The organism is Rufibacter glacialis, from assembly GCF_008271745.1.
Classification (GTDB): Bacteria; Bacteroidota; Bacteroidia; order Cytophagales; family Hymenobacteraceae; genus Nibribacter; species Nibribacter glacialis.
Genome location: NZ_VKKZ01000025.1, coordinates 213,341 through 230,224 on the forward strand (window position 1 = coordinate 213,341; position 16,884 = coordinate 230,224).

The 16,884-nt window shown below is 54.1% G+C and carries 11 protein-coding genes; 8 read left to right on the forward strand and 3 right to left on the reverse strand.

The genetic code is table 11. The features are described from left to right. The first annotated feature begins 39 nt into the window (after window positions 1–39). From FOE74_RS19945 to FOE74_RS19975, 7 genes are all read left to right on the forward strand, one after another. Complete coding sequence (locus FOE74_RS19945) at window positions 40–1,395, forward strand: TolC family protein (protein ID WP_149100400.1); 1,356 nt, start codon at window positions 40–42, stop codon at window positions 1,393–1,395. A gap of 20 nt (window positions 1,396–1,415) precedes the next feature. Beyond that, the gene (locus FOE74_RS19950) at window positions 1,416–2,477 is read left to right on the forward strand and encodes an efflux RND transporter periplasmic adaptor subunit (RefSeq protein ID WP_149100401.1); all 1,062 of its coding nucleotides are present in this window, start codon (window positions 1,416–1,418) and stop codon (window positions 2,475–2,477) included. 40 nt (window positions 2,478–2,517) lie between these two features. Next, window positions 2,518–5,706, forward strand: a complete 3,189-nt coding sequence (locus FOE74_RS19955; RefSeq protein WP_149100402.1) for an efflux RND transporter permease subunit — start codon at window positions 2,518–2,520, stop codon at window positions 5,704–5,706. 243 nt (window positions 5,707–5,949) lie between these two features. Continuing rightward, window positions 5,950–6,204, forward strand: coding sequence for an acyl carrier protein (locus FOE74_RS19960; RefSeq protein ID WP_149100403.1), 255 nt, complete (start codon window positions 5,950–5,952; stop codon window positions 6,202–6,204). Between the two features lie 576 nt (window positions 6,205–6,780). Next, window positions 6,781–7,149 carry a helix-turn-helix domain-containing protein gene (locus FOE74_RS19965; protein ID WP_149100404.1) on the forward strand — a complete coding sequence of 123 codons (369 nt, stop codon included), beginning with the start codon at window positions 6,781–6,783 and terminating at the stop codon, window positions 7,147–7,149. 105 nt (window positions 7,150–7,254) lie between these two features. Continuing rightward, window positions 7,255–8,472 carry an ice-binding family protein gene (locus FOE74_RS19970; protein WP_149100405.1) on the forward strand — a complete coding sequence of 406 codons (1,218 nt, stop codon included), beginning with the start codon at window positions 7,255–7,257 and terminating at the stop codon, window positions 8,470–8,472. Between the two features lie 194 nt (window positions 8,473–8,666). Beyond that, window positions 8,667–10,976, forward strand: a complete 2,310-nt coding sequence (locus tag FOE74_RS19975) for a GH92 family glycosyl hydrolase (RefSeq protein WP_149100406.1) — start codon at window positions 8,667–8,669, stop codon at window positions 10,974–10,976. Between the two features lie 612 nt (window positions 10,977–11,588). Here the strand turns inward: FOE74_RS19975 and mgrA are convergent. Next, window positions 11,589–12,578 carry an L-glyceraldehyde 3-phosphate reductase gene (gene mgrA, locus FOE74_RS19980; protein WP_149100407.1) on the reverse strand — a complete coding sequence of 330 codons (990 nt, stop codon included), beginning with the start codon at window positions 12,576–12,578 and terminating at the stop codon, window positions 11,589–11,591. Window positions 12,579–12,972: 394 nt separating this feature from the next. Between mgrA and FOE74_RS19985 the strand changes: the two genes are divergently transcribed. Further along, window positions 12,973–14,907, forward strand: a complete 1,935-nt coding sequence (locus FOE74_RS19985; protein WP_149100408.1) for a PAS domain-containing sensor histidine kinase — start codon at window positions 12,973–12,975, stop codon at window positions 14,905–14,907. 127 nt (window positions 14,908–15,034) lie between these two features. Here FOE74_RS19985 and FOE74_RS19990 read toward each other — a convergent pair whose 3' ends face one another. Together FOE74_RS19990 and FOE74_RS19995 are read right to left on the reverse strand one after the other, a co-directional pair. Then, window positions 15,035–15,889: a dienelactone hydrolase family protein gene (locus FOE74_RS19990; protein WP_149100409.1), complete on the reverse strand. Its 855-nt coding sequence runs from the start codon at window positions 15,887–15,889 to the stop codon at window positions 15,035–15,037. 128 nt (window positions 15,890–16,017) lie between these two features. Continuing rightward, entirely contained in the window at window positions 16,018–16,821 is an 804-nt protein-coding gene (locus FOE74_RS19995; protein WP_149100410.1) for a sulfotransferase domain-containing protein, read from the reverse strand. Window positions 16,822–16,884 lie beyond the last annotated feature (63 nt).

The window sequence follows — 16,884 nt, forward strand, 5'->3', positions numbered from 1 at the left end:
CAAATAAACATACACAAACCAATTACTTTTCATAAAACCGTGAACAAGAAGCACTTATTACTAGGCTTGCTCCTCACTTTGGTAGCCAGGTTTAGTTATGCGCAAACCCAGCCGCAAGGGAGAATACTCTCCCTGCAGGAGGCCCTCACTTTTGCCACTTCCAACAACATCGGCATTAAACAATCTCAGCTGGACGAGGAAAGCGCCGAATACAGAATCAAGGAAACCAAGGGCTCTGGCTTACCGCAGGTGAATGGGGTGGGCCAATTGAGCGTATTCCCGTCTATTCCCACGCAGATCCTGCCGGGCGAGATCATAGGCAAACCGGGCACCACGGTTCCGGTGCAGTTCGGCACCAAGTACAACGCCAACGGGGGCCTGGAGCTTTCCCAGCTGATCTTCAGCAAGTCCTACTTTGTAGGGCTGGAAGCCGCCGCCACCACGCGTGACCTGTACCGCCTGCGTACGCAGATGAGCCAGGAAGACGTGATCTACAACGTGAGCACCGCCTACCTGATGACCCTGCAAACCAAGGAGCAATTCGGCACCATTGAGGCCAATTACAACCGCCTGGTACAGCTAGAGAAGATCCTGACCCTGCAATACAAGAACGATTTCGCCAAGAAGGTAGACGTGAGCCGCATCACGGTGAACAGAACCAACCTGGAGAACCAGCGGCAGTCGCTGGCCGCCGCTTATGAGCAGCAGAAGAATGCCCTCAAATTCTTCATGGGCATGCCCATGGAGCAGGATTTTGAGATCGCTGATTCCACCACTTTGGCTTCTACCGCGCTTCCGCTTTCTACCGATGCCAGTGAGGTGCTGAGCCAGCGGGTAGATTACAAATTGCTGCAAACGCAAGGGAAACTCTACGGCCTGAACGTGGAGAACATCAAAGGCCGGGCCTACCCTGCCCTGGCCGGTTTTGGCCAGTACACCTACCAGGCGCAGCGCAATGAGTTCAACTTCTTTGACACCACCAAACCTTGGTTCAACACCTTCGTGCTGGGCGTACGGCTGAGCGTTCCCATCTTTGACGGTTTCCAGCGCAAAAACCAGATCAAGCAGGCGCAACTGCAGGTGAGCCGGGTGGAACTGGACATGAAGAACCTGGAGCTGGCCACGCAGATGCGCTTAGACAATGCCTTAAAGCAGATCAGTACCAGCCAACTGGCCATCCAGAACCAGGAACGGAACGTGGAACTGGCACGTGAGGTCTACAACACCACCAACAGCCTCTACAAAGAAGGCCTCTCCCCGCTCACTGATTTACTGGAAGCCGAGGCCGCCCTACGCGTGGCGCAAACCAGCCTGAACAATGACAGACTTACTCATAAAATCGCGCAGCTGGATTACATCAGGGCCAGAGGCGAACTCAAAAACCTTATCAACTAAGCACGCACACTCCTAAAAAAATGAAAAAACTGATTTATATCCTCGTGGCGGTTGTCTTGATTGGCGCCGTGGCTTACACCTTGAACAACAACAAACAGGAAATGACGGAAAAGGCCGCGGTGGCCGAGATCAAAAGCGAGGCTATTCCCGTGACGTTAACCAGCGTGCAGAGTGCCAAGCTGGACAAGTCGTTTACCGCCCAGGGTAATTTCAAGCCGGTGCAGAGCCTGACGCTGGTGTCTGAGATTTCGGGTCAGATCCAACGCGTGCTGAAGCGCAAAGGCGACAAAGTGCGCGCCGGCGAACTGCTGCTACAGGTGGAAGACAATACCAGCAACGCTAACCTGGTAACTGCCCAAGCCAACTACCAGAAAGCCTTAAAAGACCTGGAGCGCATGAAAAACCTGATTGCCGGTGAGGCTGTGACCAAGCGCCAATTAGAGGAAGCCCAGATCAACGTAAACGCCACCCGCGCCCATTTGGTAGCCGCGCGCCAATACCAAACCAACACCCGCGTAACAGCGCCTATCAACGGCGAGATCAACGAGATGTACATTGAGGTAGGTTCTTACCTGAACGCGAACGCCGGCACCAAAATGTACGACATCGTGAATGTGGACCGCCTGAAACTGAACGTGAAAGCTTCTGAGGCAGAGGTGTTGCTCATCAACCGTGGCCAGAAAGTGAAAGTGACGGCCAATGCCGGCGGTGCCCAGGAATACGAAGGTACCGTGACCGCCATCGGCGCCGCCGCTGACGCCAGCCTGAAGTTTGACGTGGAGATTGAAGTGAAGAACACCGCCAACAACAACCTGCGCGCCGGTATGTACGGCACGGCTTTCTTCCCGGTAAATGCCCAGCGTGACGCGCTTCTGTTACCCCGCGAGGCCATTGTAGGTAGCATCCAGGACCCTAGCGTATGGGTGGTGAACAACAACAAAGCCAGCCTGCGCAAAGTGAAAGTGGGCATTGTGACCCAAGACCAGGTAGAGATTCTGGAAGGCGTGGAGCCGGGTGAGCAAGTTGTGCGCAGTGGCCAGATCAACCTGCGCGAGGGCATTCAGGTGACGGCCCTTAAGTAATTGCAAAGTCGCTTTTCTATTTACAGAAGAAGTTTAGAAAATGAACATAACCAAAGTATCCATTCAGCGGTCAACCCTGGTGGTGGTGGTCTTCACGGTCCTCACCCTACTAGGTGTTGTTTCCTATAACTCCCTCAACTACGAGTTGCTGCCTAAGTTCAGCCCGCCGGTGTTGACCATTACCACGCTGTACCCGGGCGCCTCCCCTAACGAGGTGGAGAACTCCGTAACCAAGGAAATTGAGGACGCCCTCTCCGCTCTGGAGAACGTGAAGGAGATGAAAGGAACCTCCCTGGAGAGTTTCTCCATCATCACCATCCAGCTGAACCAGGGTACTAACGTGGACTTGAGCCTGCAGGACGCCCAGCGCAAAATCAACGCCATTCTGTCCCGTCTGCCTGAAGACGCAGACCCGCCCACGCTGAACAAGTTTGACTTTGACGACCTGCCCATCATCAAGATGGGGGCCACAGCCAATATGCCGGCCACCGAGTTCTTCGACCTGATTGACAAAAAGATAAAGCCCGAACTTTCCCGCGTTCCCGGCATGGCCCAGATCAAGATCCTAGGGGGTTCTGAGCGCGAGATCAAAGTGAATATCAAAGCCGACAGATTGGAAGCCTACGGCATCTCCATCCTGCAGGTGCAGCAGAAAATCAAGAACTCCAACCTGGACTTCCCTACCGGGAGAATCAAGAACGAGAACGGCCAGACCCAGCTGCGGTTGGCGGGGAAATACCAGAACTTGGACCAACTCCGTAACCTGGTGATCAAATCTGATGACAAAGGCACGGTGCGCCTCTCAGACTTAGCCGAAGTGCAGGATACCCAGAAAGACGTGGACGTGCTGAGCCGTATCAACTCCAAGGCCTCGGTGGGGATTACCATCCAGAAGCAGTCAGATGCGAACGCCGTGGAGGTGAGTGCCCAGACCAAGGCCGCTTTGGCCAACCTGGAGAAAATCTACGCCAAAGAAGGCCTGAAATTCAACATCGCCTCAGACAGCTCAGACTTTACACTGGAAGCCGCCGACTCGGTTATCCATGACCTGGTAATTGCCGTGATCCTGGTAGCTGTGGTGATGCTCTTGTTCCTGCACTCGCTTCGCAACGCCGTGATTGTGATGGTGTCTATCCCGGCCTCCTTGGTGGCCACGTTCATTGTCATGTTCCTGCTGGGCTACTCGCTCAACCTCATGTCCTTGCTGGCGCTCTCGCTGGTGGTGGGTATTCTGGTGGATGATGCCATTGTGGTGATTGAGAACATTTACCGGCACATGGAGATGGGCAAAAGCCCGGCGCAGGCCGCTTATGACGGCATCAAGGAAATCATGGCTACCGTTACCTCCATTACCTTGGTAATTGTGGTGGTGTTCGTACCCATTGCCCTGTCTACCGGTCTGGTGTCTGACATCTTGCGGCAGTTTGCCGTGGTGGTGGCCGTGGCCACCATGATATCGCTCTTCGTGGCCTTTACCTTGATTCCGCTGCTGGCCAGCCGCTTCTCCAAACTGGAGCACGTGTCTGACAAGAATATGTTCGGTCGCTTCATCCTGTGGTTTGAGCGTCAGCTGGACAACATCATCGATGGTTTTACCAACACCTTGAAGTGGGCGTTCAACCACAAGTTTATCACGTTAGCGGTGACCTTGCTGCTGTTGGTAGCCTCGTTCATGCTGGTGCCCTTCGGATTTATCGGGTCTGAGTTTATCCCGGCCGGTGACCGTGGGGAGGTAAGCCTGCAGCTTGAATTGCCCAAGAACTCTACCGTAGAGCAGACAAACTTCGCCACCAAACAGGTGGAGGAATACCTGCGTGGCATTCCGGAGGTATCCCGGGTGTTCACCACGGTAGGGACTACGGCTTCCTCGCAGGCCGGCCAGACCTCGGCCTACCAGGCCGAACTTTCGGTGGCCCTGGTAGACGTGAAAGAGCGGTCCTTCAGCACGCAGCAGTTCAGCCGTCAGGCCAAAGCCGATATTGAGAGCAGACTGCCCAACGTGGAGGTTTCCCCGGTGCCGGTAGGTCTGGTAGGAAACGCCCAGGCGCCTATCCAGGTAGTGCTATCGGGTTCTAACCTGGATACCCTAATTGCTTTCTCCAAGCGCGTGACCAACGTGGTGGAAGGCGTGGAAGGAACCGTAGACGTGGAAGTATCCGTGGAAGGCGGTAACCCTGAGATTGAGGTGATTGTGGACCGCGACAAGATGGCCAGCGTAGGCATGTCGCTGGAAAGCGTGGGAGCCGGCATGCAGATGGCGTTCTCCGGCAACACAGACGCCACCTTCCGTTCCGGCACCGAGGACTATGACATCAACATTAGGCTAGATGAGTTTGACCGCCGCAACGTAACCGACATCGCCAACCTTTCCTTCATCAACAACCAAGGCAAGGTGGTGCGTCTGGGTCAGTTCGCGGATGTGAAACAGTCTACCGGACCGTCTCAGTTGGAGCGCACCAACCGGGTGACGTCTTTGAACGTGAACTCACAGGTCATCGGACGTCCGTCCGGGTCGGTGGGTGCTGACATCCAGGCCAAGATGGCCGAGGTGAAAGTACCCAACGGTGTGACCATTGACTACGCCGGGGACCTGAAAAACCAGAGCGAGGGTTTCGGTACGCTGGGGATTGCCTTGCTGGCGTCCATCATCTTCGTGTACCTGATTATGGTGGCCCTGTATGACTCCTATGTGTATCCGCTGGTGGTATTGTTCTCTATTCCGCTCGCCATCATTGGGGCCTTGCTGGCCCTGGCCCTGGCCGCCCAATCGTTGAGCATCTTCTCCATCCTGGGGATTATCATGATGATTGGTCTGGTAGCCAAGAACGCCATTATGGTGGTGGACTTCACGAACCAGATGAAGAAGGAAGGCCATCACGTGAAAGAGGCCCTGGTAGAGGCTGTGCGCATCCGTTTCCGCCCCATCTTGATGACCACCCTGGCTATGGTGATTGGCATGTTACCGATTGCCTTAGCCGGCGGTTCCGTGGCCGCGACCAAGAACGGTCTGGCCTGGGCTTTGATTGGCGGGCTGAGTTCTTCCATGTTCCTGACCCTGATTGTGGTACCCATCATCTACTATGGCTTTGACCGCATCCTGGCCAAGTTCGGGTGGGACAAGAAGACCGAGATCATCTTGGTGGACAAAACCGCTGAGGAACTGGAGCGCGAAACCGCCGAGTTGGAAGCCAGGAAAGAGCAACACCAGGGGCATCCGGCCTTGGTATAAGACTTGAACCATACTACCTGAATAATGAATGATATCCAAAGGCGGGCGCATCTTGTGCCCGCTTTTATCACTTTCATGCAGGATACTGACCCAGGCAGTGAAATCGACGAACACCCTCGTACTTTTGCACCCCTGGTTAGGTCTTCGAATAGAGCGTGCTTTTTGAAAAAGAGGCCCGAAACAGAAGACCTCTAGTTAAACCGTTGTTAAAACCGCTACCATAGCACACGTTTACAGACTTATATGATACCTGCAGCAGTGCCTTCCGTTACCCAGAAGGTGGTAAAAATCATCAGCAAAGTAAAGAGCATCCAGCCTTCCCGCCTCCGGATTTCCTCTAACCTCAGCAAGGAGTTCGGCCTTGACACCGTAGACCTGGTCCGCATCATCTGGGAATTGGAAAAAAGTTTTCAGATTGAGATCCCAGACGAGGTGCCGTTGCACACGGTTGGCCAGTTGGTGGAGTACGTTTCCAGCCAAACGCAGAAGACCAGATAACCCACCCCGTGTATTTCAAACAGCAAAAGGCAGGCATTCCCTGCCTTTTGCTGTTTTTGGCCTGTTTCCCAAAAGGAAGCACAAAACTGAATTCCTAAGGCAGAAGCTTCTATACCGGTTCTTTCCCTTGCTCCCCTCGGAGAAATAAAGTGGCCTTGATGGTTAAAAGCTTATTTTCCTTAAAACAGCTTTAAAACGCCTTCTTTCCACTATAGAAGCACCCCTCATCTTCGTTACCACCTTCCCAGCCACCCAGTTGGCTTCCCACTTCCAAAATAAATTTCTTTTATAGTGCGTTTTTCAGCTACTTCTCTCAAAAGGGAGTACTACACTAAAGAACAGTTGTTCTGGGGAGCTGCCCGCCCATCTTGAAAGTCGGCTGAGAGACCGCCAAAACCCAGCTGCCCACGGAGGTCACCTTCATCACCCCAGTTTGCGCAACCCTTGGTCTTCTGCCTTGCTAGTCAAATAGGCTTTACCAATTAGATTACCTCTTATCTCCAACAACTTTTGACCGTTGCTAGCGGCCCCCGGGCAGAATTCCTGCAGCCCCTCTCACCTGTACAAGTACCTCAAATGATAGACACAAAAAATGCAATTCTGGTCCAGAAAGTAAAAGCTGCGATTTCAGATTTAGTGCAAAACAAAGTAGAGCTTCTAACCACCAAGAATTCAGAGTATCTTAGCGATCGGCTTAAATACGATTATTCTGTCCTGGCCAAAGTCTTCTCAGACGTGACCGGCACTACCGTGGAGCAATACATCATCAGCCAGAAGATTGCGCAGATCAAAGAACTTCTGGTAGCCGGAGAATTGACTCTTGCCCAGATAGCCTTTCAAATGAGGTATAGTAGTGCGGGGCATCTATCTAACCAATTCAAAAAAGAAACTGGTGTAACCCCCAGTTTTTACCGGAAAAGAGGCGCCGACAAAATCACCGTCTAAAGGAGAATCCAGATATATTACTTTTTATATAATTGTGTAAGTTTCAGGGTGAAGGGAAAGGTACCTTTAAGGCAGCGAACTGTTTCTGCGCCTTATCCCCACTTAATGAAAATCACCTTACTCACCTTCTTCTTTCTTCTATCCTACTTCAACCTTGCTTTTGCCCAGGCACTAGCCCCTAATCTAGGAACGGCCTCCACTTTTACCTTATTCACGGCAGTTGGCGCCTTCACCAATACCGGGTATACCAGAATCACCGGCGACATAGGCTCCAATACCACCCAACCAACCGGCGATCCTATTACCATGTTGAATGGAACTCCCCATTTTATGGATAGTACATCTGGGAAAGCAGCCCGTGACCTGCAAGTCGCCTATGACAGTTTGGGCTTAAATACCTGCACCAATACCTTAGCTGCCGAAATGGGTGGCCAAACCCTGACAAAAGGGGTATACTGCACAGTAGGAGCCGCCACTTTGAATGGCACCTTGCTTTTAGATGGGCAAGGAGATACCACGGCGCTCTTTATCATTAAAGTAGACGGTGCCTTTGCCACCGCCCCAAGCTCGCAGGTGGTTCTTTTAAATGGGGCTTCCCTGGAGAACGTATTTTTCTATGTAACCGGACAGGTTGATATAGGACCTACTTCCACCTTCCAAGGGACTATTTTAAGTGGAGGAGCCATCTACCTCTTACAAAGTGCCACCCTAAAGGGAAGGGCCTTAACCACCGCTGGGGCCATCAACACCTATGGCAATACGGTGATGACCTTTGAGGGAGAAGAAACAACCTTGCCCGTTGTCCTCACCAATTTCAGCGCGGTGGCCAAATCAAAAGGCGTCACCTTGGTTTGGACCACGGCCTCTGAACAAGACAACGAGCGCTTTGAGGTGGAACGCAGCCACAACGGGAAAACCTTCTCCAAGATTGGGGAGGTGAAGGGCTCCGGGACTTCTGCCGTTCTGATGACGTACACCTTCCTGGACCTGGCCGCCCCTACCGGAACCAGTTACTACCGCCTACGCCAGGTGGACACTGATGGCCAGCACCAGTACTCCCACGTAATTTCGTGTCACCAGACTGTAGCCTCTTTTCAGCACATAGGCAAGGTCTATCCCAATCCCAGCACCGGCATGTTCATGTTGCCCGCCAGTGGCGGAGCCGTGCAGCATTATCGGGTGTTGAACGTGCTGGGCTACGCCTTGGCACAGGGCACCCTCAAAAACGGAAGCCTGGACCTGTCACACCTTTCAGCAGGCACTTATCTCTTGGAGCTCACCGGAGCCTCTGGCCGAAGCATTCAACGGATAGTGAGGCAGTAACCTGTACCAGGCAAAAGCTATAAACAGAAATGCCCTCTTCCTAGAACGGAGGAAGGCATTTCTGTTTATAGCATGTTATTTTGAAAAGCGACAGGAAACGGAAGCCTCCTCAGGTTGGCTTGTACATTTCAGCACCATCTTCCGAAGATTTCCTCTATTTTAGGGCAACTTTTTCAGAATCCGCCCTAAAACGAATGATCCTCCGCCTGAAGAATCCCTTGCTTGTCCTGGGTCTTGTCTTGCTTGCTTTGGCGCCCGCCGCCGCCCAGAAGAAAAGCGTTCCTGCCCTCTCTCCCGTAGACTTGGTGAACCCGCTCATGGGCACCGACTCCAAGCCCGAACTCTCCAACGGCAACACCTACCCGGCCGTGGCCGTGCCCTGGGGCATGAACCTGTGGACCCCGCAGACCGGCACCATGGGCAACGGCTGGGCCTACACCTATACCGCCGACAAGATCAGGGGCTTCAAGCAGACGCACCAGCCCTCGCCCTGGATGAACGACTACGGGCAGTTCGTGATCATGCCCGTGACCGGGAAGATGAAATTTGACCAGGACGGGCGGGCCAGCTGGTTCTCACACAAGTCGGAGACGCCCAAACCCTACTACTACGGCGTGTACCTGGCTGACCATGACGTGACCGCCGAACTCACCCCCACCGAGCGGGCCGCGCAGTTCCGTTTCACTTACCCCAAGTCAGACAGCTCGTTCCTGGTGGTTGACGCCCTGGACCGGGGCTCCTACATCAAGGTCATTCCCGGGGAGCGGAAGATTGTGGGTTACACCACCCGCGCCGCCCGCAGCAACCCCAAGAACTTCAAGAACCACTTCGTCATCTACGTAGACAAACCCTTCACCCTGGCCCGCACCTTCCGGGGTAAAACGCTGGCCGGCAAAGACTCGCTGGAACTCACCTCCACCCATTCCGGGGCCGTGATCGGGTTCAAGACGGTTAAGGGCGAGAAAGTGCACCTGAAGGTAGCCTCTTCCTTCATCAGCCTGGCCCAGGCCGAGCTGAACCTGAGCCGCGAGCTGGCCCAGGACGGTTTTGAGGCCACCAAGGCCAAGGCCCGCCAGCGTTGGACAGAGGCCCTGGGCCGCATCAAAGTGGAGGGCGGCACCGAGGAGCAGCAACGCACTTTTTACTCCTGCCTCTACCGCACCCTGTTCTTCCCGCACAAGATGTATGAGATCAACGCCGCCAACCAGGTGGTGCACTACAGCCCCTACACGGGCCAAACCTTGCCGGGCTACCGCTTCGCCGGCACCGGTTTCTGGGACACGTTCCGGGCGCTCTACCCCTTCCTGAACCTGGTCTACCCCGGCATCAACAAAGAGATGCAGGAAGGCCTCATCAATGACTACAAAGAGGGCGGCTGGCTGCCCGAGTGGTCCAGCCCCGGCTACGCCGACATCATGGTGGGCAACAACTCGGCCTCGGTGGTGGCCGATGCCTACCTCAAAGGCCTGCGCGGCTACGACATCGAGAAGCTCTACGAGGCGCTGCTGCACGGGGCCAACAACGAGGGCCCCATCACCGCCATCGGCCGCAAGGGCGCCGAGTACTACAACCGGCTTGGCTACGTGCCCTATGACGTGAAGATCAACGAGAACGCCGCCCGCACCCTGGAGTACGCCTATGACGACTTCGCCATCTACCAGCTGGCCAAGGCGCTGAAAAGACCGCAGGCCGAGGTCGACCTCTACGCCAGGCGCAGCCAGAACTACCGCCACCTGTTTGACCCGGCCACCGGGCTCATGCGCGGCAAGAACCAGGACGGCACTTTCCAGACACCCTTCAACCCCTTCAAGTGGGGCGACGCCTTCACCGAGGGCAACAGCTGGCATTACTCCTGGAGCGTGTTCCACGACGTGCAGGGGCTGGTGGATTTGATGGGCGGCAAGGAGAACTTCGTCAAGAAGCTGGACTCGGTGTTCACCCTGCCGCCGGTCTACGACGAGAGCTACTACGGCAGCGTGATCCACGAGATCCGGGAGATGCAGATCGCCAATATGGGCCAGTACGCGCACGGCAACCAGCCCATCCAGCACATGATCTACCTCTACAACTACGCCGGTGCGCCCTGGAAGACGCAGTACTGGGTGCGCCAGACCATGGACCGCATGTACAAACCCACCCCCGACGGCTACTGCGGCGACGAGGACAACGGCCAGACCTCGGCCTGGTACGTGTTCAGCGCCCTGGGCTTCTACCCCGTGTGCCCCGCCACCGACCAGTACGTGCTGGGCGCCCCGCTCTTCCCCAAGGTGACCATAACCCTGGAAAATGGCAAAAAAGTGGAGATAGAGGCCCCTAAAAACAGCGCCCAGAACCTGTACGTGCAGGACCTGAAGCTGAACGGCAAGAAGCACGACCAGAACTGGGTGGGGCACTTCGAGCTGATGAAGGGGGCCAAGCTGACGTTTGACATGACTGACCAACCCAACACCAAGCGTGGCACCCAAGACAGTGCCTTCCCCTACTCGTTCTCCAACCAGAAATAAGCCTTCTCTTCCATTGGAGGCTGGGGAAGCTATCTTTAACCTTTTATTGGTTTAAGATATTTTTTAAGGTACTGGTTCAAGTTTTCAACTTGGACCCACTTTGGACTGAAGTTTTTAACTTCAGTGAGGCCTAAGCCTCAAAAATGGCTCCTTTGCTTACCTTTACCCCTTGCTTTTGTCAAGTAACACAGCACGCGGCACAAAATGAAACGGCCCTGCCCCTAATTAGTGGGCTGGGCCATTAAGTACGACTTTGAAGGCTTAAACTGGGGGTAAGTTTGTTACCATTCTTGTATAGTTTGAGGCTTTCGCCTCACTGAAGTTGCAAACTTCAGTTCATTTTAGGTCCAAGTTGAAAACTTGAACCAGCTATATTTTTAGAACTTAACAGCCGTGCGGCCTTAGAGGGAGAGAAAAGGTTCTTTTCCTCTGAGGCAGGGTAAAAAGCAGCAACCAGAGCCACGCCCTAAGGATTGGGAATGCCTTTTTAGGCCTCTTTTCTAGAAAAGGCCAAAAAAACGTAAACCCCCATAAAAAAGCAGCAAGGCGAAAACGCTTTGCTGCTTTTTCATGGGGGTTTTCTGAAAAGGACGCGTAAAACGGCAGAGGCTCTTACTTCAGAATATCCTCAATATGCGCCAGTTCATCTGCCGTGAAGTGCGAGTTGTGCATGCACTGGAGAGAATCTGCCAGTTGCGCCGGGGTGCTGGCGCCAATCAGGACCGAGGTCACGCGGGGATCTTTCAGCAACCAGGCCAGCGCCATCTGGGCCAGGCTCTGGCCACGGTCTTCGGCCAGGGCGTTGAACTGCCGGAGTTGGGCCAGCCGCTCTTCGGTGATATCGCCTTCTTTGAGGAATCCGTGGGGTTTAGCGGCGCGGGAGTTTTCTGGAATGCCTTTCAGGTACTTGTTCGTGAGCAAACCCTGGGCCAGCGGCGAGAAAGGGATGCAGCCCACTCCTTCCTGGGCCAGCAAATCCAATAAGCTCTCTTCCACCCACCGCACAAACATGGAGTACTTTGGCTGGTGGATGAGGCAGGGGGTGCCCAGTTCCTTCAGAATCTGAATAGCCCGGGTAGCCTCTGGAGTTTCATAATTGGAAAGGCCCACGTACAGGGCTTTTCCCTGGCGCACGATGGCATCCAACGCGCCCATGGTTTCTTCTAAAGGGGTATCAGGGTCTGGGCGGTGGTGATAAAAAATATCCACATAGTCCAGCTTCATGCGCTTCAGGCTTTGGTCCAGACTGGAGATCATATACTTGCGTGAGCCCCATTCCCCGTAAGGCCCTTCCCACATCCGGTAGCCGGCCTTGGTGGAGATGATGAGCTCATCGCGGTACCCGCGGAAGTCTTCGTGCAGGATTTTCCCGAAATTCTCTTCGGCCGAGCCGGGCGGCGGCCCGTAGTTGTTGGCCAGGTCAAAATGGGTAACGCCAGCGTCAAAGGCATCTTGCAGGATCTTACGGGAATTAGAAAGCACGTCTACGTGCCCGAAATTATGCCATAAGCCCAGCGACAAAGCCGGCAACTTTAAGCCACTGGTGCCGCACCGGCGGTATTCCATGGTAGCATACCGCTGGGAAGAAGGTGTATAGGTCATCTGGTTGTTACTTTGGTAGGGGCGTAAAATACGGCTTAATGACGGATTGCCAAAAAGGAAAATGCCTGGGGCTGCCCGGCCCTTTCTCCCTTTGAAATTCCAACCAGCGGCTACCATGGTAACATCCGGAACCCCAGGAAAAAACTAACCCCAAGTAAACACCTAAAGCGGCACCAGAAATTTTTGGCCTTCCCCACAAACGCCTTGACCAACCATTTCAACTGAAGCACGTATCAAGTAGGTTATCCTGAAAGAAACCCAGAAAAAGAGCGAAGACAAAAGTTTTGGCCCATCGCTAAAACCTGCTTTGATGCTTCCTTTTTATGCGTAGATTTCCCACCGAAATTATCCCGGCACTCCTGAACAGGCACAAGTATCCTTGGCTTTTAATACTATGATAAACGTAGCACCAGACACTGTTTCTGCTGATTTCGCCCTACACACCTCTGAGGATCTTTACCGCTTACTGATTGAAAGCATCACAGATTACGCTATTTATTTCTTAGATAGCAAGGGCAACGTGGCCACCTGGAACACGGGGGCGAAAGCCTTGAAACAATACGAGCCAGAGGAAATCATAGGAAAGCATTTCTCCCTCTTCTACTCCCCTGAACAGCAGAGAAACCAGTATCCGGCCTATGAACTGGAGCAGGCCCAACTGCACGGGAAATTTGAGGACGAAGGCTGGCGCATCCGCAAAGACGGCTCGGCCTTCTGGGCCAACGTCATCCTCACGCCCGTGTACAACCAGGAAAAAGAGCTGCTGGGGTTCTCTAAAATAACGCGTGACCTCTCTGAAAAGAAAAAAGCCGAGGACGACCTCTTCAAGGCGTATGAAGAACTGAAGGAAAGCGAGGAAAAGTACCGCCTGCTGGTGGAAGGCGTGGGCGATTATGCCATTTTCATGCTGGACTCAGCGGGCCACGTGGCCACCTGGAACCAAGGCGCCCAAAAAATCAAAGGGTATCAGGCGGACGAGATCATAGGGAAGTATTTTGCCAAGTTCTACAGCCGGGAGGCCGTACAGGCCTGTTACCCGGCCTATGAATTACGGGAGGCCAAGAAACATGGCCGGTTTGAAGACGAAGGCTGGCGGTTCCGAAAAGACGGCTCCTCTTTCTGGGCCAATGTGGTGATCACGGCCATCTACAACGCCAAAAAAGAACTTATTGGCTTCTCCAAGATCACCCGCGACCTCACCGAGAAGAAACAACTGGAGGAACAGCTCTTCCAGACGCATGAAGACCTGCGGGAAAGCGAGGAAAAGTCACGCTTACTCATTGACAGCGTGCAGGACTATGCCATTATCATGCTGAACACCGAAGGGCATATTGTGAAATGGAACCTGGGGGCCCAGAGAATCAAAGGTTATACCGCAGAAGATGTGTTGGGCAAGCACTTTTCCATGTTCTACCCCCGGGAGGCCATTGAAGACGGCTTTCCGCAGTTTGAATTAAACCAAGCGCTGGAGAAAGGACGCTTTGAAGACGAGGGCTGGCGTATCAGAAAAGACGGTACCGCTTTCTGGGCCAATGTGGTCATCACCCCGGTGTACAACTCAGACAAACGCCTGCTGGGCTTCGGCAAAATCACCCGTGACTTAACAGAACGCCGGCGCAACGAGGAACTGATGCGGAAAAACCAGGACCTGGTGCGCATCAACAATGAACTGGACAACTTTGTCTATACGGCCTCCCATGACCTCAAATCGCCTATTGCCAACCTGGAGGGCCTCCTGGGGGCTTTGCAGGAAGATCTGGGCGCAGACCTGGAGCAGCACAAGCAGATCATCTCCCTCATGAATGGCTCCATCACATCGCTCAGAAGAGTGGTCACTGACTTGTCTGAAATCACCAAACTACAGCAGAACATTGAGGAAAAGCAGGAGATAAACCTTCTGGAACTGGTAACGGAAGTAGAGGAAAGCCTACGTGACCTCATCCAGACTTCCGGGGCCCGCCTTAAGAAAGAGGATTTCGGTTTCACCCACCTGCAGTACTCCCGCCGCAACCTGCGCAGCATCTTGCACAACCTCATCTCCAACGCCATCAAGTACGCCGCTCCCCAAAGAACCCCGGAGGTAGAACTCAAGACTTACGTTACTTCGGCCGGCACCCGGGTGCTGACGGTGGCAGATAACGGACTGGGCATACCAGCAGGCCAGACCAAGAAAATCTTTGCCATGTTCAAGCGGGGGCATGACCACGTGGAAGGCTCAGGCATTGGCCTGTACCTGGTCAAGAGAATCCTGGAGAATTCAGGCGATGAGATCAGCGTAGAGAGCCAGGAAGGCAAAGGCTCTGTGTTTAAGGTCAGTTTTCACCCATAAGCCCTCAAAACACCTTTCCAGATAAAAAGAACGGGGTGGCACCAGGCTTTTGAGGCCTGGTGCCACCCCGTTTGCTTGAGGCCAACGCCTGGGATAAATATGCGCTCCGCAGTAAAACGGAATTCTCTTATTTCAGCTTGCGGCCAAACAGATCAAGGGTGCGTTGCCAGGCCAAGGCAGCGGCTTCAGGGTGGTAGCGGGTTGGGGAGGTATTGTTGTTGAACGCGTGGTTGGCGCCTGCATACACATACAGTTGAAACTTGGTACCGGCTTCTTTCAGGGCCTGCTCAAAGGCTAGTATGCCGGCATTCACCCGTTCATCCAGGCCGCCGTAGTGGAGCAGCAGTTCGGCTTTGATCTTGGAGACGTCTGCCGCCTCTGGCTGGCGTCCGTAGTACGCCACCGCCGCGTCCAGGTCAGGAGAATGGATGGCTAACTGCCCTACCAGGGCCCCGCCCCAGCAGAAGCCTACCGCGCCGGTTTTCCCGTTCCCGTTCTGGTGTTTTTGCAGGTACTCCAGCCCTTTGAGGAAGTTGCCCAGGTTCTGCTTCGCATTCAGCTTAGCAAACATACTGCGGGCCTCGTCTTCATTGGCGGGCGTGCCTCCCAGCGGCGAGAGCGCATCTGGCGCCAGGGCAATATAGCCGGCCTGGGCCACCCGCAGGGCCACGTCTTTGATATGTGGGTTCAACCCCCGGTTCTCATGGATCACCAGCACCGTTCCCAGTTTCTTCTTCCCCTTCGGCTGCGCCTGGAACCCTTTCATGGTGACCCCATCAGCCCCCGGGAAAGTGACGTCTCCGCTTTGGATGCTGGGGTCTTCTACCGTGGCGGCGTGGGCGTAATTGTTCTCCAGCAGGGGCAGCAGAGACAGAGCCAGGGTGAGGCTGCCCGTCAGTTTGGCCAGCCGGGTAATGAACTCCTTGCGGGAAAGCGGGGCGTGGGTGTACTCATCGAAGAGGTTGATGATGCGCTGGTCCATGGGCTTTGTCTTGTTAAGGATAGATGGGAAATGGGAATTCCCTTCCCCCAAATTGCTGAATAATCCCGCAGCATGCAAATCTTCTTTTCCCTCCTCCTTTTTCAGAACCCCCTCTTTTTCAGGGCAATCTACGCTTCCTCTTCCAGGAAGAAGGAATGGTAGTTGGTCTCCTGGAAATAGGCTTTCAGCTCCGCAAAATTCTGGATAAGTTCTGCCAGCGGCTCAGGGTTCTGCCGGGCCAGCAAAGTCTCCAGCCGTTCCCGCTTCACGCCCAGAAAATCCTGCACGCGGTGCAGCACTTCCTGCGGGCGTTGCACCAGCTCTTCATAGAACACCTCCAGTTTAGCCTGTTTGGCGAAAAACGCGTCAAAAACCGCTTCTTCCTCTTCCATAACCGTGAAATGGCGCAGGCATTCCTGCGGAGTCAGGAAAATGGCTTTCGCCGAGGCGGCCTCCGGGACATCCAGGAGCGGTTTAGACCACTTCTGGTTTTTCTGGGCAATCTTCAGCGACACCAGGGACCGTAGATGGTTGCGCCTTTTCAGGTGAATGACTTTAAGGCTGGCATCTTGCTGAAAAACCTCCCAAATGGGTTTCTGAAAAGACTCCTGCTGCCAGCCATAGAACAACTTGAACCCCACGGCCTTGATCACCGGACTATACGGTTTCAATCCGGTAGTGTGCAGGTAGTCCAAGAGTTGTTCTGGCCCCAGGTGCTGGGTTCTGGAAGGGTGCAGGAACTCATCTAAGGAGAGAACGCGGGTATGGTTGTTCAGGTAGGTATGCAGCAAGGTAGAGCCGGTGCGCGCCCTGCCCAACAAGGCGAAAGCCACGTACTTCTTACCCCTGAACAAAGGGACGGCGTTTAGGAGGCGTTTACCATAAATCACCAGTAAAGTGCGTACGTACGCCGGCAACACCTTCATTTCCATACGGGGGCAAGGCTAAAAGAGAACATCAGAATAAATGAATGACCACCATTCCGGTGGCTGGTG